Consider the following 18,130-nt stretch of genomic DNA (forward strand, 5'->3'; position numbering starts at 1 on the left):
CGGTCAGGGACGTGTATTAGCGTGGATTGCATTCGTGGGCCATCACGGGGGTGGCCCGAGCGTCACTGAGGAGTGATTGGATGACTTACCCGCCATCGGGTTCGGGGCAGTCGGGCTACGGTCAGGGCGACGCCGGACAATACGGTCAGCAGGCTGCGTACGGTCAGCAATACGGTCAGCAGGCCGGCGGCTACGGTCAGCAGCCCGGCGACCAACAGTATGGTCAGCAGGCGTACGGGCAGCCCCAGTACGGGGAGTCGCAGTACGGGCAATCACAGTACGGACAGGCGCAGCACGGGCAGTCACAGTACGGGCAGCAGCAGTATGCCCAGCAGCAGTACGGCCAACAGCAGTACGGCCAGCAGGGCTACGGCTACCAGGCGCCCAAGCCCGCGAGCCACGGACTGCCCGCGAACACGCCGACCATCCTGGCCGGGGTCGTCGGCGTGCTGGGCGTCGTCACGCTGTTCTGCGGATTCGTCGACGCATACAAGGCCGACGGTGGCAATTCCGCTTTCCAAGTCTTCAACTCGACGTTCTCGACTCCGTACAGTCTGGTGTCCCTGGCCGGTGTTCTGGCTTTGCTCACCTTCCTTGTCGGGGCGACGAAACACTATGTCGCGCTTATTGCAGGGCTTGCGACGGTTGGCGTGCTGGTCACGATCTTTCAGTTCGCGACGACTGAGCCGTTCGTGGAGTTTTTGGACTCGTTCGGGAAGGAACTCGGTGGCGGCACCATCTCTAAGGCGGCGGGCGCCATCATCCTTCTCGTTACATCGGTTCTGGTGTTCGTAGCCGCAGCCCTCTGGCTGCTGGTGGAGTCCGGCAAGGTCAAGATCGAGTCGGCTGAGGCTCTCTCGACGCCTGCTGCGACCGCCGCACACGCACCGGCGGCACCCGCGGCCGATGCGTCGTCGTATGGCTACGGCGCGTACGGTCAGCAGGCTCCGCCGACCACCGCCTACGGCCAGCAGTCGCAGGCCGCGTATCAGCCGAGCGCCGGCTACGGTCAGCCCGCCGCCCAGTACGGCCAGGCCGAGCAGGGGCAGGCGGCCGAGCAAGCCGGACCCACGTCGTCGCCGTCGAATCCGCTTCCCGCGACCGACACCGATGCCGGCGCGACCACCGCGTTCGTGAAGCCCGAGCAGCGGCCGGAGTCCGGTCAGCACTGAATCTGACAGCATTCAGGCGATCGTCGGGTCGCGGTCCTTCTGGGCCGCAGCCCGGCGATCGCCGTTTGCGCGGCAGCGTCCCTGAGTGAAACCTGTGGGTTGCCGCGCATTCTCTGCGGGGCGCGGCGCGTCGGACGGTGGCCTCACGCGCGACATGACACCCTCAATGGTGATGTCTGCGCCCACTTCCGATTCGCTGGCGGCCCGTCTTCGGCAGGTCCGCCTGGACCGGCGTGCCGACCAGGCGCCCAAGGCGCCGGTGACCTGGGATGTGATCCGGGTGGGCCTGACGGTGCCGACGGTCGCCTGGCTGACGATCTTCCTCACGGTGCTGATCACCCAGGTCGCGTCCGGTGCCGGGTTCTCGAGTCTCGGCGCCGCGACGGCCGCCGGGTGGCTGGCGGTGAATCAGACCGCGCTCTCCATCGGGGGAGTGAGCATCGGGGTGCTGCCCCTGCTGCCGACCCTGCTCGTGGGGTACGGCACCTATCGCGTGGTGCGGCGGGCGACCGCGCACGCCTCCTCGTTCAACGAACTCCTGCGCGTGGCCGGGACCGCGGTGATCGGGCCGATCGTCGCGACCGCCCTGGCGCTGGCCGTGGTGGCCGACGGCGCCGCCGCGAGCCCGATCGGCAACCCGGCGCCCCTGGCCGCCTTCGGGCTCACCCTGCTCGTTCACGGCGTCGCGGCGCTGCTCGGCCTGGTGCCGCGGCTGCTGCATCCCTTTCTCGACGAGTTCGCGATTCCGGCCTCCGACCGGGTCGGTGCGCGGGGCGGTGCCGCCGCCTTCGGCGCGCTGATCGCCGGCGGCGCCGTCGCGGTCTTCGTCGGATTCGTCGTGCACTTCGATGCGGTCGCCGAAGTGATCGGAGCGGGGAACACCTTCGACGGGTATCTCGGCCTCACCGTCCTGTCGATCCTGTATCTGCCGAACTTCGTCGTCGGCGCCGCGGCGATCACGGTGGGGGCGAGCGCGCAACTGGGCGGGACCGTCATCGACGCGTTCAGCACCCACCCGGGCACACTGCCGCCCGTGCCCGTCGCCGCGGTGGTGCCGACCGCCGATGTCGGCGCCGTCGGTGGCCTCCTGTTCCTGGTCCCCGTCGTCGCGGGTGTCCTGCTGGGGTGGTTCACGCGCAGCCACGACGTGATCGCTCACCTGCGCGCCGTCGGCGTGGGGGCGGGCGTGGCGTCGGGCCTGATGGTGATCGCCGCGGGTCTGGCGGGCGGCACGCTCGGCGAGATGGGGCACGCCGGGGTCGGTGTGCCCGCCACCGGCGTCTACGCGTTCGCCGCCGTGGGCGTGACCGCCGCGGCGACCGCCGGCCTGTACCGGCTGCGCGACCATCGCACCGAGCGCGCGGCATCGGCGAGGCCGACGCTCCCGGCGCCGGCGCTCGATACGGCCGCCACTGACAACGAGGGCAGTGGAGTAGACGACGATCACGCGGACGACCGGGCGGCGGACGAGGACCTCGAGGCCGACCCGGCGGATGGGGTCGAGGACGGTGTCGACGTCGACGTCGACGCTGACGCTGCGGGCCCGACTCGGGAGTGAACCGCATTACCAACGCGTATGTGGCGATGTCTGGGCTGATCGGGGCCGAATCTGCCGTCTCGGTGGTAGAAATGCGACGGCACGACCCGGCTCGTCCGAGTGCGCCGCGCCCCGACTAAGCTGTACTCCGTGAAACCAGCCCAGGACGCCCGCGTGCCCGTGGTCGTCATGGCATCCGGAACCGGATCGTTGATGGCCGCAGTCTGCGACCTCGCCGACGCCGACGATGCGCCCTTCCGCATCGTGGGAGTCGTGGTCGACCGCGATTGCGCTGCCGCAGATCGTGCGATCGACGCGGGCCTGCCCGTGGTGCTGTGCGAACTGCGCGACTATCCCGACCGTGCGGCGTGGGACGCCGCGCTGACGGCCGCCGTCGCCGAACTGGCGCCCGCCTGGATCGTCACCGCAGGTTTCATGAAGATCCTCGGCAGCGCCTTCCTGGCTCGCTTCGGCGGTCGGGTCGTCAACTCGCATCCGGCGCTGCTGCCCGCCTTCCCGGGCGCACACGGCGTGGCCGACGCGCTCGCTTACGGCGTCAAGGTCACCGGGACCACGGTGCATCTGGTCGACGACGGCGTCGACACCGGGCCGATCCTCGCGCAGCGCATCGTGGAGGTGCTGCCCGAGGACACTGAAGAGACCCTTCACGAACGCATCAAAGAAGTCGAGCGCGTGCTGCTGCCAGAAGTGGTGCACGCGGTCGTCACCCGTGGCGTTGTCACCGATGGACGAAAGGCACACATCAAGTGAATGCACCCGCAGATTCCGCGGCCCTGGGCGCTCGCGCCGTCAGGCGCGCGCTGATCAGCGTCTACGACAAGACCGGCCTGGCCGATCTCGCGACCGCGCTGCACGCCGCGGGCGTCGAGATCGTCTCGACCGGCTCCACCGCCAAGACGATCGCCGCGGCGGGTGTCCCGGTGGTCGAGGTCAGTGAACTGACCGGTTTCCCCGAGTGCCTCGAGGGCCGCGTCAAGACGCTGCATCCGCGTGTGCACGCGGGCATCCTGGCCGACACCCGCAAGGACGACCACCTCGCGCAGCTCGCCGAGCTCGGCGTCGCACCCTTCGAGCTGGTGGTGGTGAACCTGTACCCGTTCACCCAGACCGTCGCCTCCGGCGCGACCCCCGACGAGTGCGTGGAGCAGATCGACATCGGCGGGCCGTCGATGGTGCGCGCCGCCGCGAAGAACCACCCGTCGGTGAGCGTCGTCGTCGACCCCGCCGACTACGCCCGGGTCGCCGAGGCCGTCGCCGCGGGCGGCTTCTCGCTCGCCGACCGCAAGGCGCTGGCCGCCAAGGCCTTCCGCCACACCGCCGACTACGACGTCGCGGTCGCCACCTGGATGAGCTCGACCGTCGCCCCCGATGTCGCCGACGACGGCGAGGTCAGCCGGTTCCCGGTGTGGACCGGCGCCACCTGGAAGCGCTCGGCCACCCTGCGCTACGGCGAGAACCCGCACCAGGCGGCCGCGCTGTACGTCGACACCGACGCCGCGCCCGGTCTCGCGGAGGCCGAGCAGCTGCACGGCAAGGAGATGTCGTTCAACAACTACACGGACGGTGACGCCGCCTGGCGGGCCGCCTACGACCACGCCGAGCCGGCTGTCGCGATCATCAAGCACGCCAACCCGTGCGGGATCGCGGTCGGCGCCGACATCGCCGAAGCACACCGCAAGGCCCACGCCTGCGACCCGGTCAGCGCCTACGGCGGCGTCATCGCCACCAACGGCGAGGTGTCGGTCGAGATGGCCGAGCAGGTCGCGGAGATCTTCACCGAGGTGATCATCGCCCCGAGCTACGCCGACGGCGCGGTCGACGTGCTCTCGCGCAAGAAGAACATCCGCATCCTGGTGGCGCAGGCCCCCACCGAGACCGGGCTCGAGATGCGTCCGGTGTCGGGCGGACTGCTGGTCCAGGAACGCGACGTCATCGACGCCGAGGGCGACGATCCCGCCAACTGGACCCTGGCCACCGGCGAGGCCGCCGACGCCGACACGCTGCGCGACCTCGTCTTCGGCTGGCGCGCCTGCCGCGCGGTCAAGTCGAACGCCATCCTGCTGGCCCACGACGGCGCCTCCGTCGGAGTCGGCATGGGGCAGGTCAACCGCGTCGACTCGGCACACCTGGCGGTCAACCGCGCCGGCGACCGCGCGACGGGTTCGGTCGGTGCCTCCGACGCCTTCTTCCCGTTCCCCGACGGTCTGCAGGTGCTGATCGACGCCGGTGTCCGCGCGGTCGTGCAGCCCGGCGGGTCGGTCCGCGACAACGAGGTCATCGAAGCGGCCAAGGCCGCGGGTGTCACCATGTACCTGACCGGGGCGCGGCACTTCGCGCACTGAGCCGACCGATCGTGGGCGGGTTTGACGGCCCATGAGCATTCTTGAACTGCTCGGCCTCGTCGTCGCCGGATTCGCGGCCGGGGTCGCCGGTTACGTGACCGGACTGGCGTCGATCGTCAGCTATCCGGCGCTGCTGGCCGTGGGGTTGAACCCGTTGGCCGCCAACGTCACCAACACGGTGGCGTTGGTGGCCGTCGGCGTCGGCAGCTTCGCCAAGTCCGGGCGTGCACTCACCGCGGGCGACGGAGGCCGGTCGCTGGCGCGATCGTCGCTGCTGGCCCTGGTCGGCGGAGTGGTCGGCGCGGCGCTCCTGCTGCTGGCACCCGCCTCCGTCTTCGGATACGTGGTGCCATATCTGGTGGGATTGGCGTCGGTGGCGTTGCTGGTCCAGCCCTACCTGCGGCGGCGGATCGAGCACGGGTCCGACCGTCGGCTCGGCTGGGCGATCGCGGTGTTCGCGGTCTCGATCTACGGCGGCTACTTCGGTGCGGGCGCCGGGGTCATCTTCCTGGCGGCCGCGATGCTGCTCACCAGCCTGCCGCTGTGGCATTCGGTGCTGCTGAAGTCGGCGCTGCTCGGGGTGGCGAACGCCGTCGCCGCGGTCGCGTTCATCATCTTCGGTCCGGTCCACTGGCCGGCTGCCGTCGCGATGGGCGTCGGGTGCCTGCTCGGCGGGTGGATCGGTCCGCCGCTGGTGGCACGGCTGCCCGCAGAGCCCCTGCGGATCGCGATCGGGCTCTGCGGCATCGGGTTGGCCGTGTGGCTGGGGATGGGTGGTTAGGACGTCACGGCACCGCCCGCCGCAGCGCGGCGTACGACAGCCCCGACAGCGCGGCGGCGATCACCAGCCCGCCCACGGCGATCCGTAGCGGCGTCAGATCCAGGAGCCACGAGCCGACCGCCGACCACGCGTCGCCGAGGCTGATGCCCAGGACGGCGACGGCCGCGGCCAGGGCGACGGCGATCCCGAGCACGACCAGCCAGGTCATCCCGAAGCGCTTGTAGACGGTGGCGGCGAAGAAGCCGATCGTGAAGGTCAGCACGGGCGCCATGAAGTACAGGAGCGTCGCGGTCGCCGCGCCCTGATTCCAGATCCACGGGACGGCGAAGAAGTAGCCGTTGACGCCCCACCCGTCGGTCGCCTTCTCGATGAGCCCGCCGACCAGATAGACCAGCGCCAGCAGCAGGGACGCACCGAGCGCGGTGAGGGTGGTCCCGACATAGAACTCGCGGCGCGTGACGCTCATGGCCTGGGAGAACGGGAAGGTCATCGACAACGCCTGGACACCGATCACGGCGAAGTACCAGAGCGGGGCCTGCGAGCCGCCGCCGTAGATCGGTTCGTTCAGATCGGTCACCGAGAGGTCGATCGCGACGTAGATGATCATCGACACCGCGAACGCACCGGCGAAGATGATCAACGGCAGCCAGAGGAACGTCCTCCGGTTGATCAACTGCATGCGGACGACGTTGAGCGTGCGGGTCATCGCAGGGCTCCCTTCGCGGCGGTGAGATGTTCGGTGGTGGAGTGCTGGGTGAGTCGGACGATCAACTCCTGCATGGGGACCGCCGCCGTGGTCAGGCCGAGTTCGGACAGGTCGACGTAGTCGTTCGGCGACAGGCCGCCGAGCGCGGTCACCGACGCGACCGGCCCCATCCGTTCGCGGTGGAGCACCTCGCGATCGCCGAGGAACCGGTCGATCGCCGCCTCGACACCGACGACGGTGAAGGCCAGGCCGCGTAGATCGTCGGCGGACTCGTCGAGCACGAGGCGACCCGCGTCGACGACGAAGACGTGTTCGATGAGGCTCGAGATCTCGTCGATCAGGTGGCTGGAGAGGACGATCGTGCGCGGGTGATCGCCGTAGTCCTCGAGGAGTCGGTCGTAGAAGATCTGCCGGGCGACGGCGTCGAGCCCGAGGTACGGCTCGTCGAAGAAGGTCACGTCGGCGCGGGAGGCGAGCCCGATCACCACCCCGACCGCCGACAGCTGTCCGCGCGAGAGCTTCTTGATGCGGGTGGAGACCGGAATCTGGAAGTCGGCGACGAGTCGGTCGGCGAACGCCTGGTCCCAGTTGGGAAAGAACAGTCGGGCCATCGCGAAGGCGTGGGTGGGGACAGCGTCCTCGGGGTACCGCTGGCTCTCCCGGACGAAGCAGATGCGGGGCAGCACGCGGGTGTTCTCGTAGGGGTCCTCGCCGAAGATGCGGGCGCGGCCGGAGGTCGGGAGGTTCTGCGCGGTGAGGATCGACATCAGGGTCGTCTTCCCGGCGCCGTTGCGCCCGAACAGGCCGCAGATGGTGTCGGCGGGAAGAGCGAAGCTGACCTCGTCGAGGGCGACGGTGGCCCCGTAGCGTTTGGTCAGGCGGTCGGCGGCGATCGCGGGTGATACGGCTGGGGCGGTCATGGCAGATCTCCTTCCGCGGGAGCCGCGGCGGTGGCTGGTGAACGGTGACGGATGAGGTCGACGACGTCGTCGGCGGACAGCCCGAGTCGGGCGGCCTCCGCGAGCAGCGGGGTCACGTAGCGGTCGGCGAAGTCCTCTCGGCGACGCCGACGCAGGGTCTGGCGGGCGCCGTCGGCGACGAACATGCCGACGCCGCGCTGTTTGTAGAGCACCCCTTGGTCGACGAGAAGGTTGATGCCCTTGGCTGCGGTCGCCGGGTTGATGCGGTAGAAGGCGGCGAGCTCGTTGGTCGACGGCACGCGGGTCTGTTCGGCGAGGGTCCCGTCGACGATCGAGTCGGCGATGTAGTCCGCGATCTGCTGGAAGATCGCCTTCCCGTCGTCGATCATCAGGCACCTCGGTTCTGTGGTTAGTTACTCTACTAACTAACCATGCAACCGATGGGCCTCGATTGTCAAGGGTCCACTCCGGGGGCGGCGGTAGTGTTCATCGCGTGACGGAACGGCGATGCCCCTGCGGATCGGGGGAGACTCTGGCGCAGTGCTGCGGGCGCTATCTGACCGGCCTGGGCGACGGGCGGTCCGCGCCCACCGCGGAAGCCCTCATGCGCAGCAGGTTCACCGCCTTCGCGCTCGGCGACGAAGAGCATCTGTTGGCCACCTGGCATCCGCGCACGCGTCCGGCGGCGTGCCCGCCCGACCCGGCAACCCGCTGGCTGTACCTGACCGTCGACGACGTCGTCGACGGCTCACCCCTGCATCGCAGTGGCGTCGTCGAGTTCACCGCCGTCTACCGTGACGACGACGGCCGCGGTGAGCTCCACGAACGCAGCACCTTCGAGCGTGTCGACGGCCGATGGTTCTACGTCGACGGCGTGCATTCGGGTATTCAACCCAACGGTTGACGATGTGCCCTCGCGGGCGCATGATGATACTGAACCATTTGGTTGAATACGGAGGTCTCGATGTCCGACGGGTTGTCTCGCATCTTCGCCGCGCTGGCCGATCCGACCCGGCGGGACATCGTCGCGCGGCTCACCTCGACCGATGCGACAGTGAGCGAGCTCGCCGCCCCGTATGCGGTCAGTGTGCAGGCCGTGTCCAAGCATCTGAAGGTGCTCGAAGGTGCAGGGCTCATCACTCGGTCGCGCGACGGCCAGCGGCGTCCGGTGCACCTCGAAGCGGACGTCTTCGACCTCATGACCAAATGGATCGAGCGGTATCGACGTCGAGCACAGGCGCGCTACCAGCGGCTCGACGCCGTGCTCGCCGAGATGGCGGCGGACCGCACTCCACTCCGATCCGAAGGAACGCCGATCATGAAGACCGACACGTACACCGATGCGGTGATCGAAGCCGACCCGGTACTCCCGATCATCCGCATCACCCGCGATTTCCGGGCCACGCCCGCCCAACTGGCCCGAGCTCACCTCGACCCGGACCTCTACCTGCGCTGGGTGGGACCGGACGGCATCTCCTCGCGCGTCATCGTCTGGGACGCGCGGGACGGGGGCGAATGGAGTTACGTCTCCGAACGCGACGGGCAGGAGTTCCGGTTCCGGGGCTGCTTCCACACCGTCAGCGATGAGCGCATCGTTCAGACCTTCACCTACGCGGGCATGCCCGACGATGTCACGCTCGAGACCCTGCGTTTCGTCGACCTCGGCGACGGACGCACCCGGTTGGAAGCACAGTCGTTGTGCGACTCCATCGAATCGCGCGACGCCTGGCTGCGGTCGGGCATGGAGACGGGCGTGACCGAGGGCTACGCGAAACTCGACCGCCTGCTCGCCGCCGGCGACTCGGCGTAGCGCTCACCACCGGCGGGGCCGCGGTCTGACCGCGCCGGGTCTGGCCCGGCTCACGGGGTCGGGGTCCACCGCGGGTCGCGCCCGGCGAAACCCAGCACCTGATCGGTCGCGTCGCTGCCGGCGGGGACGGCGACCGGCGCCGCGAAGACGCCGGGGCGGCGAGTGACCTCCTCGGGGACGTGCGCGAACACCCCGCGGATGAACTCGACGGCTTCGGCGGGGAACCGCACCGATCCGCCGGTGGCGGCCGCGAGATCCCAGCCGTGCAGGAACAGGTCGACCGCCGGGAACGACAATCCGTCGCGCACGCTGCGGCGACCGGCCGGACTGTCGACCTCGCGGTCGAGGTCGGTGACGCCGGCGAGTGCGTCGCGGGCCGAGGCGGCCAGCGCCGTCCACCACTGCCTCGGGTCGCCGTCGACCACCGACGACGGGGGATCGTGCCGTGCGAACTCGAGTTCGCCGCCGCGCAGGATCCGCGTGCCGACCGAGGTCGCCTCACCGACGTGCCCGAGGACGTCGAGCGCCGTCCAGCCCGCGCACGGCGAGTCGGCCGCCCACCGGTCATTCGGGACCGCGTCGACCACCCGGGTGAAGGAGCGCAGTCCGTTCTCGTAGGTGTCCAGGGCATTCCACGGCATGGTGAACTCCGATCCAGCGGGCCATGTTGATTCGGTTCCGGGGCGGGTCCAGCCTATTCGGGGCCGCCCGAGACCGCATGGTTTCGCGCCGCCGAAGTCGGTGCATTGTGCGGCCCCACGCCGCACGGATGCACCGGAGTCGCGGCGCGACCGGGATTCTGAGCCGGCAGGCGCCGACGGGGGATGTCGCGCACCCGCCTGGCGCCGCGACGATGCAGGTAGCGTGGAAGCCGTGGCTGTCACCGATATCGACACTCCTGCACCCTCCGCGTCCACGCTCGGCGAACTCCGCGCCTCCGGACACGTCGAACGCGAGATCCGCGACGAGATCCGCAACAATCTGCTGGCCGCGCTGCGGTCGGGCACCGATCCGTGGGAGGGCATCGTCGGCTTCGACGACACCGTCATCCCGCAACTGGAACGCGCGTTGATCGCCGGACACGACGTGGTCATGCTCGGCGAACGCGGTCAGGGCAAGACTCGGCTGCTGCGAACCCTGGCCGTGCTGCTGGACGAGTGGACGCCGGTGATCGCCGGATCCGAGCTCGACGAGCACCCGTACACGCCGATCCTGCCCGCGTCGATCCGGCGGGCGGCCGAACTCGGCGACGCCCTGCCGATCGAGTGGCGCCATCGCAGCGAGCGGTACCGGGAGAAGCTCGCCACCCCCGACACCTCGGTGGCCGACCTCGTCGGTGACATCGACCCGATGAAGGTCGCCGAAGGCCGGAGCCTGGGCGACCCGGAGACCATCGCGTTCGGCCTCATCCCGCGCTCGCACCGGGGCATCATCGCGATCAACGAGCTGCCCGACCTCGCCGAACGCATCCAGGTGTCGATGCTCAACGTGATGGAGGAGCGCGACGTCCAGGTCCGCGGCTACAGTCTGCGACTGCCGCTCGACGTGCTCGTCACCGCCAGCGCCAACCCCGAGGACTACACCAACCGCGGACGCATCATCACCCCGCTCAAAGATCGGTTCGGCGCCGAGATCCGCACGCACTACCCGCTCGACCTGGACGACGAGGTGGACGTCATCGAGCAGGAGGCCGACCTCGTGGCGTCGGTGCCGTCGTACCTGATCGAGGTGTTGGCGCGGTTCACCCGCTACGCCCGCGACCATCCGTCGATCGACCAGCGTTCGGGCGTCTCGGCGCGCTTCTCGATCGCCGGCGCCGAGACCGTCGCCGCGGCCGCTCTGCACCGCGCGGCGGTGGCCGACGAACAGTTCCCGGTGGCCCGGCCGATCGACCTGCAGTCGGTGATCGAGGTCCTGCGCGGCAAGATCGAGTTCGAGTCCGGGGAGGAGGGGCGCGAGCTGGAGATCCTCGACTATCTGCTGCGCAAGTCGGTGGCCGACACCGTCCGCGCCCATCTCGGCGGCGTCGACATGCGGCCGCTGGTCGCGGCCTTGGAGGCCGGGGAGGAAGTGCTCACCGGCGATCGCGTGCCCGGCGCCGACGTGCTGACCGCACTGGGCGACAGCGGACCGGTCACCGAAGTCCTCGACGACATCGCGGCCCGGCTCGACGCCACCGATCCCGCCGAGCGGGCCAGCGCGGCCGAGCTGGCGCTCGAGGGCCTGTACCTGGCGCGCCGGATCGGCAAGGACACCGACGAGTACGGACGCACCGCCTACCTCGTGGAAACCGAAGACCTCGTGGAAACCGAAGACGAGGAATAGCGCGGTCCGGGTGAGAAGGAGACGGCCATGACGCGACGACGTTTCCACCGATCGTCCTACCGGCGCTACACCGGCGGGCCCGACCCGCTGGCGCCGCCGGTGGATCTGCGCGAAGCCCTCGAGGCGATCGGCGACGACGTGATGTCGGGGTCGTCGCCCGAGCGTGCGCTGCGCGAATACCTGCGACGCGGAAGCGAGAATCTGCGCGGCCTGGACCGGTTGGCGCAGATGGCGAACCAGCGGCGGCGCGAGCTGCTGCGGAACCGCAACCTGGACGGCACGTTCGACGAGATCCGCGAACTGCTCGACTCAGCGGTGTTGAACGAGCGCAAGCAGCTCGCCCGCGATCTCGACGACGACGCCCGCTTCGCCGAGATGCAGATCGAGAACCTGCCGGCCTCGACCGCGCAGGCCGTCCGCGAACTGTCGGACTACGACTGGCGCAGCCCGCAGGCGCGCGCCGACTACCAGAAGATCTCCGACCTGCTCGGCCGCGAGATCCTCGATCAGCGGTTCGCCGGGATGAAGGAGGCCCTCGAAGGCGCCACCGACGAGGACCGGCAGGCGATCTCCGAGATGCTCACCGACCTCAACGACCTGCTGGCCGCCCACAATCGCGGGGAGGACACCACCGAGCAGTTCGAACAGTTCATGGACCGGCACGGGCAGTACTTCCCGGAGAATCCACGCAGCACCCAGGAACTGGTCGACTCGCTGGCCGCGCGGTCGGCGGCCGCCCAGCAGTTCTTCAACTCCTTGACTCCCGAGCAACAGGCCGAACTGGCCGAACTGTCGGCGCAGGCCTTCGGCTCGCCGCAGTTGATGGCGCAGTTGTCGCAGATGGACGACGCCCTGCGGCAGGCGCGCCCCGACCTCGACTGGAACGGCGGACAGCAGTTCTCCGGCGATCAGCCGATGGGTTTGGGCGAGGGCGCCGCAGCGCTGCGCGACATCGGTGAGCTGGAGAGCCTCGCCGAACAGCTGTCGCAGGGCTACGCGGGCGCCCAGCTGGAGGACGTCGACATCGATGCGCTCGCGCGTCAGCTCGGCGACGAGGCGGCCGCCGACGCCCGCACCCTCGCCGAACTCGACCGGGCGATGCGCGAAGAGGGCTTCTTCGACCGCACCCCCGACGGGCAGACGCGGCTGAGCCCGAAGGCGATGCGCCGACTCGGGCAGGCCATCCTGCGCGACATCGCCCAGCAGCTCTCGTCCCGCGGCGGCGACCGTCAGACCGACCTCGCGGGCCGGCTCGGCGAACCCACCGGCAGCAGCCGCGAATGGCAGTTCGGCGACACCTCGCCGTGGAACGTGACCCGGACCGTCACCAACGCCATCCTCCGGACGGTGTCGGAGGACCCGTCGGCCGCGGCCGGACTCGCCGCCGGCGCCGGAGTCCGGATCGACGTCGGCGACATCGAGGTGATCGAGACGGAGGCCCGCACCCAGGCGGCGGTGGTGCTGCTGGTCGACACCTCGTTCTCGATGGTGATGGAGGGCCGGTGGACGCCGATGAAGCGGACGGCGCTGGCCCTGAACCAGCTCATCGCCACCCGCTTCCGCGCCGACGAGCTGCACCTGATCGAGTTCGGCCGGGTCGCTCGCGACACCACCGTCGACAAGCTCACCGCACTGGAACCGCGGATGGAGCAGGGCACCAACCTGCACCATGCGCTGCTGCTCGCCCAGCGGCACCTGCGTCGGTTCCCGAATGCGCAACCGGTGCTGTTGATCGTCACCGACGGTGAGCCGACCGCGCACCTGGAGTCGAACGGGGAGGACTTCTTCTTCTATCCGCCGCACCCGCGGACCATCGGGCTCACGGTGGCCGAACTCGACCACCTGGCGCGGATGGGCACGCAGATCACGTTCTTCCGGCTCGGCGACGATCCGAGCCACGCCCGCTTCATCGACCAGATCGCCCGCCGGATCGGGGGCCGCGTGGTGGCTCCCGAACTCGACGGACTCGGCGCGGCGGTGGTCGGCGACTACCTGCGGTCGCGCCGCGCCCGGTGACGCGAGGTCCACACCGAGGGCTGGGGGCGCCGCGCCGACGCCGCGGGTGTTCTGGACGCGCTGCGATTCACCGCCGGTGAGGTCGGCCGCCGGCGGTTAGGCTGGCAGCCATGACCGACATGGAGCCGACCGATTCGCCCTCGTCTCACCCCGGTCCGGGCGATCGGCCCGCGGTCCGGGCCAGCGACGCCGACCGCGAACGCACCCACTCGTATCTGTCCGCGGCGATGACCCTCGGAGTGTTGACGCCCGAGGAGTACACCGAGCGCGCCGGGCAGGCGGTGGCCGCGCGGACCCGCGCCGACCTCGATGTCTTGACCGCAGACCTCCCGCTCGATCAACTCCGTTCGACGGCGGTCGAGGCGGCGTCCGGCACCACGCAGATCAGCGTCTCCGGTGCCCGGCCGGTGACGAAGGCCATGGCCGTCTTCGGCGCCAACGAGGTGGGCGGCGGCGCCGTCGTCGGAGCCGACCTCAAGGCCACCGCCGTGATGGGCGGGGTGGGTCTGGACCTGCGGAACGTCGAGTACACCGCCCCGGTCCTGGAGATCCGCTGCAAGGCGGTGATGGGCGGCATCGAGATCACCGTCCCGCCGGATGTGACCGTCGAAGTGCATGGCCGGGGCATCATGGGCGGATTCGACGGTTCGGCCGCGGGCCCCGGCGGGGCCGGCGCCCCGCGCGTCGTCGTGCGCGGCTTCGCCCTGATGGGCGGGGTCGACGTGCGGCGTCGCGCGCGCGGCGACGACATCGGTCCGCGCCGCGCCCGATAGGACGACCGCCGTCGCTCTCATCCCATCGCCGGACCGGGAGTCGCAGGACACTAGGCGAGCGTGACTGCGATCAGCGCGATCACCGGGATCGCCAGCAGCGTGGTGATCAGTGCGGAGTCGCGGGCGAGCACCTCGCCGCGTTGATAGCGCGTAGCGTAGACCAGCACGTTCTGCGCCGTCGGCAGGGCCGCGATCACCACCTGGGCGAACAACTGGTGCCCGGTGAGGCCGAAACCCCAACGTGCCAACGCGTAGGCGACCGCCGGCATGGCCACCATCTTCATCACCGACGCCAACGCGATGTCGCGCCGCGGACTCTGCCCCTTCTTGAACACCGCGACCCCGGTCAGCGTCAATCCGAAGGTCAGCAGCGCCAGCGGCACCGAGGCCTGGCCCAACATGTTCAGCGGTTCCATGACCGCCTGCGGCGGCGTCCACCCGATCAGCGAGATCGCCAATCCGACCACCCCGCCCACCAGGATCGGGTTGCGCAGCGGTACCAGGACGGTCTTGAGGGTGGACGTGCGCTCCGCGTCGGACGCCCCGCCCCGCCCCAACGCCGTCAGGTCCAGCGCGGTGAGCGCGACGGGGGAGTAGAAGACGATCTGGAACAGCAGCAGCGGGGCGATGAACGAGGCGTCGTCGAGCACGAAGATCGCGATCGGCAGCCCCAGGTTGACGCTGTTGACGTACGACGACGACAGCGCGCCGATGACGATCTCCGGGACCGCCCGCCGCAGCCACAGCTTCGCGATCACGGCGTAGGCGCCGCCGACGACGACCGCTGACGCCGACGCGATCGCCAGGGTGGCGGAGAACACCACCGACAGGTCGCTGGTGGCCAGCGAATGGATCAGCAGGGCCGGGGTGCAGACGAAGAAGACCATCCGCGCCAGCACCGACGCCGCGTGCTCGCCGAGGCTCCCGGTGCGGCCCAGGACGTATCCCAGCGCCACGACCAGGAAGATGACGGTGAATCCCGAAACGACGCCTGACACTCGTCGTATTATGCCGTCGCGGCCGCGGACGACGAATTCCTGCGACCTGCGCCGCACCTCGTGTTTTGCATCTGACGGCCTGCGCCCGCTAACCTGGTCTGGTTGTGTGCCGCGGTCGCTGAGTCCGTGGTGACAAGGCGATCAGCGGGTCTGGCGGGTCGGGAGTACCTCCCGAACCCACCCGCACCAGGTAAGAGAAGGGCTGGAACCATGGCAGTACCCAAGCGCCGGATGTCGCGGGCCAATACCCGCAGCCGTCGTTCGCAGTGGAAGGCTGACAACGTCGCACTGCAGGAAGAGAAGATCAACGGCGTTTCGCAGCGCATCCCGCGTCGTCTGGTCAAGGCGGCCAAGCTCGGCCTGGTCGACCTCGACCGCCGCTGAGCGCATCAAGCGCACGCGCAGATATTTCTAACGGCTGTGGCCGGCGAGCAATCGCCGGCCACAGCCGTTTCTGCACCCGGCAGACAGCTCCTATAGCACACGGATCGATCGGTCACGGTGAGGTCACGAAATGGCCCCCGGTTCGCTTCCGGCAGCGCCGTCGACGTAGGTTGGCGCCAGTTCGGAACTTGAAGTGATACGTAACCAGTGCGCAGTTTCTCAGGGATGTGATCGTGGCTGCAACAACTCAATCAGCAGATGCCGACGCGGGACCGATACGCGTCAATCGGACGGTGTTCCTCGGATCCGGCATCGGAATCCTCGGGATCATCGTGTGGGCGCTCGTCGACCGGGACGGGGCCGACCACGTCATCGGAACCGCGGTGAGCTGGGTCTCCCGCGAACTCGGCTGGTTCTACATCCTGCTCGCAACGTCGGTGCTCGTCTTCGTCGTCTGGACGGCGATCTCGAAGGTGGGCCGGGTCAAACTCGGCCCCGACCACTCCAAACCGACCTACAGCGTCTTCTCCTGGACGGCCATGCTGTTCGCCGCGGGAATCGGCATCGACCTGATGTTCTTCTCGGTCTCCGAACCGGTGACCCAGCGCGCGATGCCCCCGCTCGGGGAGGGCGGCACCTATGAGGCCACCCGCCAGGCCGTCGTCTGGACGCTGTTCCACTACGGGCTCATCGGCTGGGGACTGTATGCGCTGATCGGGATGGCACTGGCCTACTTCGCCTACCGCTACAACCAGCCGCTCAGCCTGCGGTCGGCCCTGCGGCCCATCTTCGGCGACCGCGTCAACGGGGTCCTCGGCGACAGCGTCGACATCGCCGCCCTCCTCGGCGCGATCTTCGGCCTGGCGACCAGCCTCGGCATCGGCGTCGCCCAGCTCAACGTGGGCCTGGAGGATCTGTTCGGCATCGCCGAGAGCACGTGGGCTCAGGCCGGGCTGATCACGGTCGCCGTGGCGGTCGCGACCCTGTCGGCGGTCTCGGGCGTCGACAAGGGCGTCAAACGGCTGTCGGAGGCGAACGTCGTCATCGCCATCGGGCTGATGCTGTTCATCCTGATCGCCGGATCCACGACCTTCCTGATGAACAGCCTGGTCCAGAACGTCGGCGACTTCGTCACCCGCTTCCCCGACATGGCCCTGGACACCATGGCCTACGACCGTCCCGAACAGTGGATGACCGACTGGACGCTGTTCTTCTGGGCCTGGTGGATCGCGTGGGCGCCCTTCGTCGGCCTGTTCCTGGCCCGGATCTCCCGCGGCCGCACCATCCGCCAGTTCGTCGCGGGCACGCTGATCGTGCCCTTCCTGTTCATCCTGGTGTGGATCTCGATCTTCGGAAACAGCGCGCTCGACGTCGTCCGCGGCGGCGACGCCCAGTTCGAGACGACCGCGATCGAGACCCCCGAACGGGCCTTCTACGCGCTGCTCGACCAGTATCCGGGCGCTCCGGCGCTGGTCGTGATCGCCACCTTCACCGGCCTGCTGTTCTACATCACCAGCGCCGACTCCGGCGCGCTGGTGATGTCGCACTTCACCTCGCGCATCGACGACAGCGAGTCCGACGGCCCCCGCTGGGTGCGGATCTTCTGGGCCTGCGCCACCGGTCTGCTGACCCTGGCGATGCTGATGATCGGCGGCATCTCGACGCTGCAGCAGGCGACGGTCATCATGGGGCTGCCCTTCGCGATCGTCGTCCTGCTGATGATGCTCGGCCTGTTCCGGGCCCTGCAGGTCGAGGCCACCTGGGTCGACTCGCAGCGGACCGCGCTCTCCCGCGCGCTGTCGCACCGCGCGTCGGGCGGCACCGCCCTCAACTGGCGCCAGCGCGTGGCCCGCGCGGTCCGGTTCCCCGACGCCGACGACGCCCGCCGCTTCACCGAGAACGCGGTCGCGCCGGCGTTGCAGGACGTCGCCGCCGAACTGCAGCGCTGCGGAATGGACGCCTCGGTGGCGGCCACCCACGTCGACGCCTACGACATGAACGCCTATCACCTGGACGTGAAGTTCAACGGCAAGAAGCCCTTCCACTACCAGGTCTTCCCGACGCGGCACCCCACCCCGGTGTTCGGGATGAGCCCGGAGCCGTCCGACACCTTCTTCCGCCTCGAAGTGTTCACCGCGCAGGGCAGTGAGGGGTTCGACGTCTTCGGCTTCACCAAGGAGCAGATCAGCTCCAACGTGCTCGACCACTACGAGCGGCACATCGCATACCTGCACTCGGTCGGCGACGCGGACTCCGAGCCCGTCGAATCCGAGGCGACCCTGGACTGGTCGGCAGACTTCGAGGAGGAGCTGCCGGAGAAGGAGACGATTCGTGAACCCTGAGAC

The 18,130-nt window shown here is 69.4% G+C and carries 17 protein-coding genes and 1 pseudogene; 13 read left to right on the plus strand and 5 right to left on the minus strand.

Annotated features, from left to right (window positions below):
• The first annotated feature begins 80 nt into the window (after positions 1–80).
• From AAFO60_RS04625 to AAFO60_RS04645, 5 genes are all read left to right on the plus strand, one after another.
• A complete protein-coding gene (locus AAFO60_RS04625; protein ID WP_347954986.1) occupies positions 81–1,172 on the plus strand; it encodes a DUF5336 domain-containing protein in 1,092 nt (363 codons plus the stop codon).
• A gap of 172 nt (positions 1,173–1,344) precedes the next feature.
• Complete coding sequence (locus AAFO60_RS04630) at positions 1,345–2,730, plus strand: cell division protein PerM (protein ID WP_347954987.1); 1,386 nt, start codon at positions 1,345–1,347, stop codon at positions 2,728–2,730.
• 168 nt (positions 2,731–2,898) lie between these two features.
• On the plus strand, positions 2,899–3,480 hold the full coding sequence (gene purN / locus AAFO60_RS04635) for a phosphoribosylglycinamide formyltransferase (RefSeq protein WP_347955083.1): 582 nt from the start codon (positions 2,899–2,901) through the stop codon (positions 3,478–3,480).
• On the plus strand, positions 3,477–5,072 hold the full coding sequence (gene purH / locus AAFO60_RS04640; protein WP_347954988.1) for a bifunctional phosphoribosylaminoimidazolecarboxamide formyltransferase/IMP cyclohydrolase: 1,596 nt from the start codon (positions 3,477–3,479) through the stop codon (positions 5,070–5,072). The genes purN and purH overlap by 4 nt, the downstream gene beginning before the upstream one ends.
• A 31-nt stretch (positions 5,073–5,103) precedes the next feature.
• On the plus strand, positions 5,104–5,853 hold the full coding sequence (locus AAFO60_RS04645; protein WP_347954989.1) for a sulfite exporter TauE/SafE family protein: 750 nt from the start codon (positions 5,104–5,106) through the stop codon (positions 5,851–5,853).
• Between the two features lie 4 nt (positions 5,854–5,857).
• On the opposite strand, the gene AAFO60_RS04650 is transcribed toward AAFO60_RS04645, so the two are convergent.
• From AAFO60_RS04650 to AAFO60_RS04660, 3 genes are read right to left on the minus strand one after another with little or no spacing between them, the layout of a single operon-like run.
• On the minus strand, positions 5,858–6,559 hold the full coding sequence (locus AAFO60_RS04650) for a hypothetical protein (protein ID WP_347954990.1): 702 nt from the start codon (positions 6,557–6,559) through the stop codon (positions 5,858–5,860).
• Complete coding sequence (locus tag AAFO60_RS04655; RefSeq protein WP_347954991.1) at positions 6,556–7,479, minus strand: ABC transporter ATP-binding protein; 924 nt, start codon at positions 7,477–7,479, stop codon at positions 6,556–6,558. The genes AAFO60_RS04650 and AAFO60_RS04655 overlap by 4 nt, the downstream gene beginning before the upstream one ends.
• Positions 7,476–7,868, minus strand: a complete 393-nt coding sequence (locus AAFO60_RS04660) for a GntR family transcriptional regulator (protein ID WP_347954992.1) — start codon at positions 7,866–7,868, stop codon at positions 7,476–7,478. The genes AAFO60_RS04655 and AAFO60_RS04660 overlap by 4 nt, the downstream gene beginning before the upstream one ends.
• A 104-nt stretch (positions 7,869–7,972) precedes the next feature.
• Between AAFO60_RS04660 and AAFO60_RS04665 the strand changes: the two genes are divergently transcribed.
• From AAFO60_RS04665 to AAFO60_RS04675, 3 genes and pseudogenes are all read left to right on the plus strand, one after another.
• Entirely contained in the window at positions 7,973–8,383 is a 411-nt protein-coding gene (locus tag AAFO60_RS04665; RefSeq protein ID WP_347954993.1) for a YchJ family protein, read from the plus strand.
• 60 nt (positions 8,384–8,443) lie between these two features.
• Positions 8,444–8,755: pseudogene (locus tag AAFO60_RS04670) on the plus strand (ArsR/SmtB family transcription factor); the annotation flags it as partial.
• A gap of 42 nt (positions 8,756–8,797) precedes the next feature.
• Positions 8,798–9,289, plus strand: a complete 492-nt coding sequence (locus AAFO60_RS04675; RefSeq protein ID WP_347955084.1) for an SRPBCC domain-containing protein — start codon at positions 8,798–8,800, stop codon at positions 9,287–9,289.
• 50 nt (positions 9,290–9,339) lie between these two features.
• On the opposite strand, the gene AAFO60_RS04680 is transcribed toward AAFO60_RS04675, so the two are convergent.
• Positions 9,340–9,930: a TIGR03086 family metal-binding protein gene (locus tag AAFO60_RS04680; protein WP_347954994.1), complete on the minus strand. Its 591-nt coding sequence runs from the start codon at positions 9,928–9,930 to the stop codon at positions 9,340–9,342.
• A gap of 232 nt (positions 9,931–10,162) precedes the next feature.
• On the opposite strand from AAFO60_RS04680, the gene AAFO60_RS04685 reads away from it, so the two are divergent.
• The 3 genes from AAFO60_RS04685 (at position 10,163) to AAFO60_RS04695 (ending at position 14,403) form a co-directional block, all read left to right on the plus strand.
• On the plus strand, positions 10,163–11,614 hold the full coding sequence (locus AAFO60_RS04685; RefSeq protein ID WP_347954995.1) for a magnesium chelatase: 1,452 nt from the start codon (positions 10,163–10,165) through the stop codon (positions 11,612–11,614).
• Between the two features lie 27 nt (positions 11,615–11,641).
• The gene (locus tag AAFO60_RS04690; RefSeq protein ID WP_347954996.1) at positions 11,642–13,630 is read left to right on the plus strand and encodes a vWA domain-containing protein; all 1,989 of its coding nucleotides are present in this window, start codon (positions 11,642–11,644) and stop codon (positions 13,628–13,630) included.
• A 110-nt stretch (positions 13,631–13,740) separates the two neighbouring features.
• The gene (locus tag AAFO60_RS04695; protein WP_347954997.1) at positions 13,741–14,403 is read left to right on the plus strand and encodes a DUF1707 SHOCT-like domain-containing protein; all 663 of its coding nucleotides are present in this window, start codon (positions 13,741–13,743) and stop codon (positions 14,401–14,403) included.
• A 50-nt stretch (positions 14,404–14,453) separates the two neighbouring features.
• Here the strand turns inward: AAFO60_RS04695 and AAFO60_RS04700 are convergent, their stop codons facing one another.
• Positions 14,454–15,401 (minus strand): AEC family transporter, encoded by a 948-nt coding sequence (locus tag AAFO60_RS04700; RefSeq protein WP_347954998.1) that lies wholly within the window; start codon positions 15,399–15,401, stop codon positions 14,454–14,456.
• 210 nt (positions 15,402–15,611) lie between these two features.
• Between AAFO60_RS04700 and rpmF the strand changes: the two genes are divergently transcribed.
• Together rpmF and betT are read left to right on the plus strand one after the other, a co-directional pair.
• Positions 15,612–15,785 carry a 50S ribosomal protein L32 gene (gene rpmF, locus AAFO60_RS04705; protein WP_006894691.1) on the plus strand — a complete coding sequence of 58 codons (174 nt, stop codon included), beginning with the start codon at positions 15,612–15,614 and terminating at the stop codon, positions 15,783–15,785.
• A 233-nt stretch (positions 15,786–16,018) separates the two neighbouring features.
• Positions 16,019–18,127: a choline BCCT transporter BetT gene (gene betT, locus AAFO60_RS04710; protein ID WP_347954999.1), complete on the plus strand. Its 2,109-nt coding sequence runs from the start codon at positions 16,019–16,021 to the stop codon at positions 18,125–18,127.
• The last annotated feature ends 3 nt before the right edge of the window (positions 18,128–18,130 follow it).

Origin of the sequence: Gordonia aichiensis (genome assembly GCF_039946255.1) — a bacterium.
GTDB lineage: Bacteria > Actinomycetota > Actinomycetes > Mycobacteriales > Mycobacteriaceae > Gordonia > Gordonia aichiensis_A.